Below are 6,431 nucleotides of genomic sequence, written 5' to 3'. Positions count from 1 at the left end.
AGGAGAGCCTGACCCGGCGCCGGTTGCGGGATCTGCTGAGTCAGGGCCAGCTGGCGCAGGCGGTGCGACTGGCGGAAGATCGCCTCGATCTGCTTACCCCACTGCTGATCGAGCAGCTCGGTCAGGCCACCCGGGAAGGGCGCCAGATCCTGCGGGTGCCCTACTACCGGCCGTTGCCCCAGTTGCTGCCGACCGGCCCCATGCGCCGCTCCGAAATCCACCTGAGCCGCCAGCTCTTCAACGGTCTGACCCGACGAAATGAGGAAAATGGGGAAATAGAGGCGGATCTGGCCCACCACTGGGAGTGCCTCGGCCCCTGTCACTGGCGCTTTTACCTGCGCCCGGCAGTGCGTTTTCACCATGGGCGCGAGCTGGGGGTGGAAGATGTGATCGAGAGCCTGCTGGCCCTGCAGGATCGCCCGCTGTTTGCCCATCTGGCCCGGCTGGAGAGCCCCTGGCCGCGCACCCTGGATATGTATCTCGATAGTCCGGATCCCCTGCTGCCCCATCTGCTGGCCGAGCCGGTAGCCGCCATCTTGCCGCGCGAACTCAAGGGAGAGGCGGGTTTTGCCCTGCAGCCGGTCGGTACCGGCCCCTACAAGGTGGCGGCCAACGACCCCCTGCACCTGTGTCTGGCGGCCTTCGACGACTACTTCGGTCTGCGCGCCCTGCTCGACGAGATCGACATCTGGATGTTGCCGGATCTGGCGGATCGACTGGAGACCCACCTGCAGCTGGGCCGTGACCGCCCGGAGCTGGGTACCATGCGTGGCGAGTCGGAGCTTGAATCGGGTTGCTATTTCCTGCTGCAGGACGATCGTTCCGGATCCTTGCAGGATCCCGTCCTGCGCCAGTGGCTCGGCCAGCAGCTCAATCCGGTCGCCCTGATGGGGCGTGTCACCCCCGAGTTGCAGCGGGGCTGGACCAGTGCCCTCGGCCTGCTGCCTCACTGGCGTGAGGCCCTGCCTGCGCCGTTGCCAACGCCGGCACGCTTGCCAGCGACCCTGGTATTGGCCTGTTTCAACCAGCATCCGGAGTTCAACGAGTGCGCCGTGGCCATGACCAGCCTGCTGGCGGAACAGGGGATCCGGCTCGAGGTGCGCACCCTGGATTACGGCCGCTGGGTGAGCGGGGCGGATGAAGACGTGGACCTCTGGCTCGGCAGCCTCAACCTGGAACACGAGCACGCCTTCGCCCCCTACGCCTGGCTGCTGGGCACGCCGCTGCTGCGTAAAGTGTGGGCAAGCCAGCGACCCCTGTGGCAGGGTCTGACGCAGTGGCGTGCCAGCGGTGAGGAGCCAGGCCCGCGCGCCCTGCTGGCCCGGGTGCAGCAACAGGGCTGGTTTGTGCCCCTGTTTCATCACTGGCTGGAGCTGGAGAGTCGGGTCGGGGTACACGGGGTGCGCATGACTGCGCTCGGCTGGTTCGATTTTCGCAGTGCCTGGCTGAGGCCTGAGTAAGTGCGACGCACGTGTTGCGGGTTGAACCGAGCTCGCCCCACCTTGTACCTGTAGGGGCGCTTTCGGCAGATCGTCATCCTGTCTTGATTGCGGTTTTTACGATGGGTCGGCAGGTCGCAGTTCATTGGACATTCAATTCCAAAGTGCCATGCTGGTTGAGGTTATGGACAGCAGAGCAAATGAGGAAAACGATGAGCAACAATTCAGAACGTTCCCAAGGACAATGCCCGGTCATGCACGGTGGTACCACCTCCGGCGAGCAAGCCAACATGGCGTGGTGGCCAAAAAGCCTCAACCTCGACATTCTCCATCAGCACGATACCAAGACCAATCCGCTGGGGCCCGGTTTCAATTACCGGGAAGAGCTCAAGAAGCTCGACATGGCGGCCCTCAAGCAGGATGTGACCGCCCTGATGACCGACAGCCAGGATTGGTGGCCGGCAGACTGGGGCCACTATGGCGGCCTGATGATCCGTATGGCCTGGCACTCGGCCGGTACCTACCGCATCGCCGATGGTCGTGGTGGTGGCAGTACCGGCAATCAGCGTTTTGCTCCTCTCAACTCCTGGCCTGACAACGCCAACCTGGACAAGGCCCGGCGCCTGCTGTGGCCCATCAAGAAAAAGTACGGCAACAAGATCAGCTGGGCTGATCTGATCATTCTGGCCGGCACCGTGGCTTATGAGTCCATGGGGCTCAAAACGTTCGGCTTCGCCTTTGGCCGCGAGGATATCTGGCACCCCGAGAAAGACATCTATTGGGGAGCGGAGAAGGAGTGGCTGGCACCGAGCAGCAAGCCCGGTGGCCGTTACTCTGGCGAGCGGGATCTGGCCAACCCGCTGGCGGCAGTGATGATGGGTCTCATCTACGTCAACCCGGAAGGGGTGGATGGGAATCCGGATCCGTTGAAGACAGCCAAGGACATGCGGGTTACCTTTGCCCGCATGGCGATGGATGACGAAGAGACAGTCGCCCTGACGGCCGGGGGACACACGGTAGGCAAGTGCCACGGCAATGGAGACGCCAAGTTGCTCGGGCCCGAGCCGGAAGGCGCCGATGTCGCGGATCAGGGGTTGGGCTGGATCAACAAGACCCAGCGCGGCATTGGCCGCCATGCGGTGACCAGCGGGATTGAAGGGGCCTGGACCACCCACCCCACCCGTTGGGACAACGGCTACTTCTACCTGCTGTTCAACTACGAGTGGGAACTGAAAAAGAGCCCGGCCGGTGCCTGGCAGTGGGAGCCCGTCAACATACGGGAGGAGGACAAGCCGGTGGATGCGGAAGATCCCGCCATTCGCCACAATCCCATCATGACCGACGCCGACATGGCGCTGAAGTTCGACCCCGAGTACCGCAAGATAGCCGAGCGTTTCCGCGCTGATCCGGCCCGTTTCTCTGACGCCTTTGCCCGTGCCTGGTTCAAGCTGACTCACAGGGATCTGGGGCCGAAAACCCGCTATGTGGGGCCTTATGTGCCGGCTGAAGAGCTGATCTGGCAGGATCCGGTTCCCGCTGGGCGTACCGATTATGACGTGGCGGTGGTGAAGGCCAAGATTGCCGCCAGTGGCCTCTCCATCAGCGAACTGGTCACTACCGCCTGGGACAGCGCCCGTACTTTCCGGGGCTCGGATCTGCGTGGCGGTGCCAACGGTGCCCGTATCCGGCTGGCCCCGCAGAAGGAGTGGGAAGGCAATGAACCTGCGAGACTGGCGCGGGTGCTCAAGGTGCTGGAATCCATTGCTGCCGCCAGCCAGATCAGCGTGGCAGATGTGATAGTGCTGGCGGGTAATCTGGGGGTTGAACTGGCGGCCAGGGCCGCCGGGGTCGAGGTGACAGTCCCCTTCAATCCGGGTCGTGGAGATGCCAGTCAGGCCCAGACCGATGTGGCTTCGTTCGACGTGCTTGAGCCGCTGGCTGACGGTTACCGCAACTGGTTGAAGGGGGACTATGCGGTCACAGCGGAGGAGCTGATGCTGGATCGCACCCAGCTGATGGGGCTGACGGCCCATGAGATGACGGTACTGGTGGGCGGCATGCGGGTGCTCGGTACCAACCATGGCGGCACCCGGCATGGTGTCTTTACCGAGCGAGAAGGGGTCTTGACCAACGACTACTTCGTCAACCTCACCGACATGGCCAACACCTGGCACCCAGCGGGAGAGCGTTTGTATGAGGTGCGCGATCGCAAGAGCGGCAAGGTGAAATGGACGGCGACCCGGATCGATCTGGTGTTCGGCTCCAACTCGATACTGCGTGCCTACGCCGAGGTCTATGCCCAGGATGACAACAAGGAGAAGTTCGTCTGCGATTTCATCAGTGCCTGGAACAAGGTGATGAATGCGGACCGTTTTGATCTGATGAGTTAAGGCCGACCTGACAACCCCGCACACCCGGGTGTGCGGGAATTTTTTGTCCTGAGCCAATGGCAGTGCGGGGGTTGCGACACAGATTGGCCAGCGCTGGGGGAAAGCGCAGTACCCTGTCTTTTCGGACTGGATATCAGGTAACATCTTGATTCATTGATGATGGCTAGTTACCAAGCCCCTGCTGACAAGGAGTCGCCCATGCTGGAAATGCAGATCCAACCCCGTTTTCAAGAGACAGATGCCCTCGGTCACATCAACAATACGGTGCCGGCGGTCTGGTTCGAAGCGGCCAGGGATCCCCTGTTTCGCATCTTCTCCCCCGAGCTGGATGTGCATAATTGGCACCTGATCATCGCGGGTTACACGGTGCAGTTCAAACGGGAGCTGTTTTATGGCCAGCAGGTAGCGATCAAAACCGGGGTGCGTCGCATTGGCTCCAGCTCTTTCACGCTCTGGCAGGAAGCCTGGCAGGGCGGCGAGCTGGCCGTCACCGCCGAGACGACCCTGATCCATTTTGACTATCAGACCCGCCAGTCCCTCCCCCTGAGCGAGAAGCACAGGGAGGGGTTGCGGGCCTGGTTGGTAGAAAGTTAACCTTGGCCTATTGGCCAATCACAGGACACTTAATGCGCAATACAGTGATCGCCCTGAGTCTGGGCTTGGGGCTGGGGATCTGTTCCCTGCCCTCTGTGGCTGCTTCTCTCGCAGAGCAGTTCACCCTGATGGAGCGGGGGGCTGAGAACGCCCTCGACACTCGCCTGTTCAGCCATGATGGTGTCGACATCAAGGCCTGGATCGATGGTTTCCCCGTCATCATAGCCGTGCCCATCATGAACGAGCAGGGCAAGCTGGAAGGGGAGAGCCGTTACTACTTCAAGGGGGGCAAACTGTTCGGGGTGAAGGAGCCCGCGGCCCAGTTCGCCTTCGATGAGAAGGGGACGCTTACCCACTGGCTGGACGACAAGGGCCAGCCGGCCGAGTTCGTCAGCAAGATGGGCATGCAGCAGCGCGAAGCCTGGCTCACCAAACGGGCCGCCGAGTTGACTAAGCTATTTGCCCCGAGCCCGGTCGAGCAGAAGGCGGCCAAGGGGGAGGTCAAGCTGAAGGGGGCGGATCTCGCCCACTGGCTCTGCAATGGCAGGCTGATGGAGCTCGCCAGGGGTGACAAGGTGATCTTCGAGCAGGAGATGCTGAAGATTGGCGATCAGGGGATCGAGGGGGAAGTCTCCCTGCGCCAGGAGAAGGGGTGGCAGGATCTTAGCCTCAAGTGCGAGGTGCAGGGCCCGCAAGTGACCCGCCTCACCTGGCAGCCACTGCCCGGTGCCAACAAGCCGCAATGAGTGCGGTTGCAGAATGAACTAAGGGGGCCGCGTCGGGGCCCCCTTGTTGTTTATGGTTGTTCCCCGAACTGCAGCCGGGTCAACGCCTCTACCCGCCGCCATTGCTCGGCGGGAAACCAGCGGGCCAGTATTTCCTGCTGCTGTTCGGCACGAACAAGGGCGGGCAGGGGCTTGAGTTCGGCCAGATAGCCCGCTAGCTGTCGTTCAAACCCTTGCCAGCCCTGCTCCAGCTGATGCAGCCGATCCATCGCTTCAGGTCCCAGCCTCTCCAGCAGCACGGCGTCGCGTTCGGCGGGCGCCAGTGGCTCCAACGCCTGCAGATCACCGAGCAGGCGGCTATTGGCCTCGGCTTCCCTGAACCACTGGGGCTGTTCCGCCAGCCAGAGATCGAGTTCATCGGCCAGCATTTTTTTGTCGGCCTCGCTCGTCTCTGCCAGCGCCTTGCGGCGCAGGGTCCACTGTTCCATCAACCTGTCTTCGGCAAACAGCTGCTCCTGCTCGGCAGGGGTGAAGCTCTGCTGGCGCAGCTGCTCGCGCTCGTCAAACAGCACCAGCAGGCTGGCGAGGCCAGGATCCGCCGGTGCCGTCAGGCTGCCCTCCGCCGCCAGAAAGCTCTGGTAGCGGGCCAGCAGCTCGTCCTCTGCGTTCGTCTCCCCCCGTTCCAGACGCTGGGCCAGCTGGTGGCGCAGGGCCCCCTGTTCGGGGGCCGCCGTCAGATCTGGCTGCGGGTCGGGCGAGAACAGGACGGCCCCCAGTAGCAGGGCAGCCCCCAGGGACACGGCGATTAGCAGGGATTTTTTCATAGTCCCAGCCCCTGCAAGCGATTGGCGTGCTGGCGATAGAGGGTGACAGGATCGGTTTCAAACAGGTGGTGGATGCCGAACGACTGATTCACCTCGTCCAGATGGTTCATTCGGTAGCCGGTACCGATCACCTTGCCAAGATGGCTGCTGCACACCCCGACCAGACCGTCGTTGGGCTCGCTGAAGAAGCTGCCGGTGAGTGCCAGCGCGGGATCCACCGGATCCAGTATGTTGGTCATGTTGCCGCGCCCGCTCCAGGAGAAGTAGTAGACGCCGTTGGCGGCCTGCAGCGGCCCTTCACCGCAATACTGGTCGGGCAACCCCTCGGGGTAGCGCTGGTTGAAGCGCTGGGCACCTGCGCTGGTCAGGGCATCGAGGGTGGCGAGGGGATCCTGTGGCAGCTGGCTGGCACCGGAGAGCAATGAGATGACGCCGGACAGCGCCGAGGCAGCGGCCACC

The 6,431-nt window shown here is 62.8% G+C and carries 5 protein-coding genes and 1 pseudogene; 4 read left to right on the top strand and 2 right to left on the bottom strand.

What is annotated here, in order from left to right:
* The 4 genes from sgrR to AAC083_RS12390 all read left to right on the top strand — a co-directional run.
* A partial coding sequence (gene sgrR, locus AAC083_RS12405) for an HTH-type transcriptional regulator SgrR (protein ID WP_258224679.1) occupies positions 1-1,460 on the top strand: 1,460 nt, incomplete at its 5' end.
* A 191-nt stretch (positions 1,461-1,651) separates the two neighbouring features.
* A complete protein-coding gene (katG, locus tag AAC083_RS12400; RefSeq protein WP_108536771.1) occupies positions 1,652-3,829 on the top strand; it encodes a catalase/peroxidase HPI in 2,178 nt (725 codons plus the stop codon).
* 198 nt (positions 3,830-4,027) lie between these two features.
* Complete coding sequence (locus AAC083_RS12395) at positions 4,028-4,423, top strand: acyl-CoA thioesterase (protein ID WP_042039144.1); 396 nt, start codon at positions 4,028-4,030, stop codon at positions 4,421-4,423.
* Between the two features lie 32 nt (positions 4,424-4,455).
* Positions 4,456-5,169, top strand: a complete 714-nt coding sequence (locus AAC083_RS12390; protein WP_108536770.1) for a hypothetical protein — start codon at positions 4,456-4,458, stop codon at positions 5,167-5,169.
* Between the two features lie 50 nt (positions 5,170-5,219).
* Here AAC083_RS12390 and AAC083_RS12385 read toward each other — a convergent pair whose 3' ends face one another.
* Both AAC083_RS12385 and AAC083_RS23090 read right to left on the bottom strand, forming a co-directional pair.
* Positions 5,220-5,972 carry a lipase secretion chaperone gene (locus tag AAC083_RS12385; RefSeq protein ID WP_108536769.1) on the bottom strand — a complete coding sequence of 251 codons (753 nt, stop codon included), beginning with the start codon at positions 5,970-5,972 and terminating at the stop codon, positions 5,220-5,222.
* Positions 5,969-6,431, bottom strand: a pseudogene (locus AAC083_RS23090) (lipase); the annotation flags it as partial. The gene AAC083_RS12385 and the pseudogene AAC083_RS23090, both read right to left, overlap by 4 nt.

The sequence above is a fragment of the Aeromonas sp. HMWF014 genome (assembly GCF_963878295.1).
Classification (GTDB): domain Bacteria; phylum Pseudomonadota; class Gammaproteobacteria; order Enterobacterales; family Aeromonadaceae; genus Aeromonas; species Aeromonas popoffii.
The sequence above is the reverse complement of the archived record's forward strand: the minus strand, read 5'-3'. Positions and strand labels throughout refer to the sequence as shown.

Coding starts and splice junctions, on each gene's coding strand:
- AAC083_RS12390 (WP_108536770.1), top strand. CDS start 4,456: ATGCGCAATACAGTGATCGCCCTGAGTCTGGGCTTGGGGCTGGGGATC.
- katG (WP_108536771.1), top strand. CDS start 1,652: ATGAGCAACAATTCAGAACGTTCCCAAGGACAATGCCCGGTCATGCAC.
- AAC083_RS12385 (WP_108536769.1), bottom strand. CDS start 5,972: ATGAAAAAATCCCTGCTAATCGCCGTGTCCCTGGGGGCTGCCCTGCTA.
- AAC083_RS12395 (WP_042039144.1), top strand. CDS start 4,028: ATGCTGGAAATGCAGATCCAACCCCGTTTTCAAGAGACAGATGCCCTC.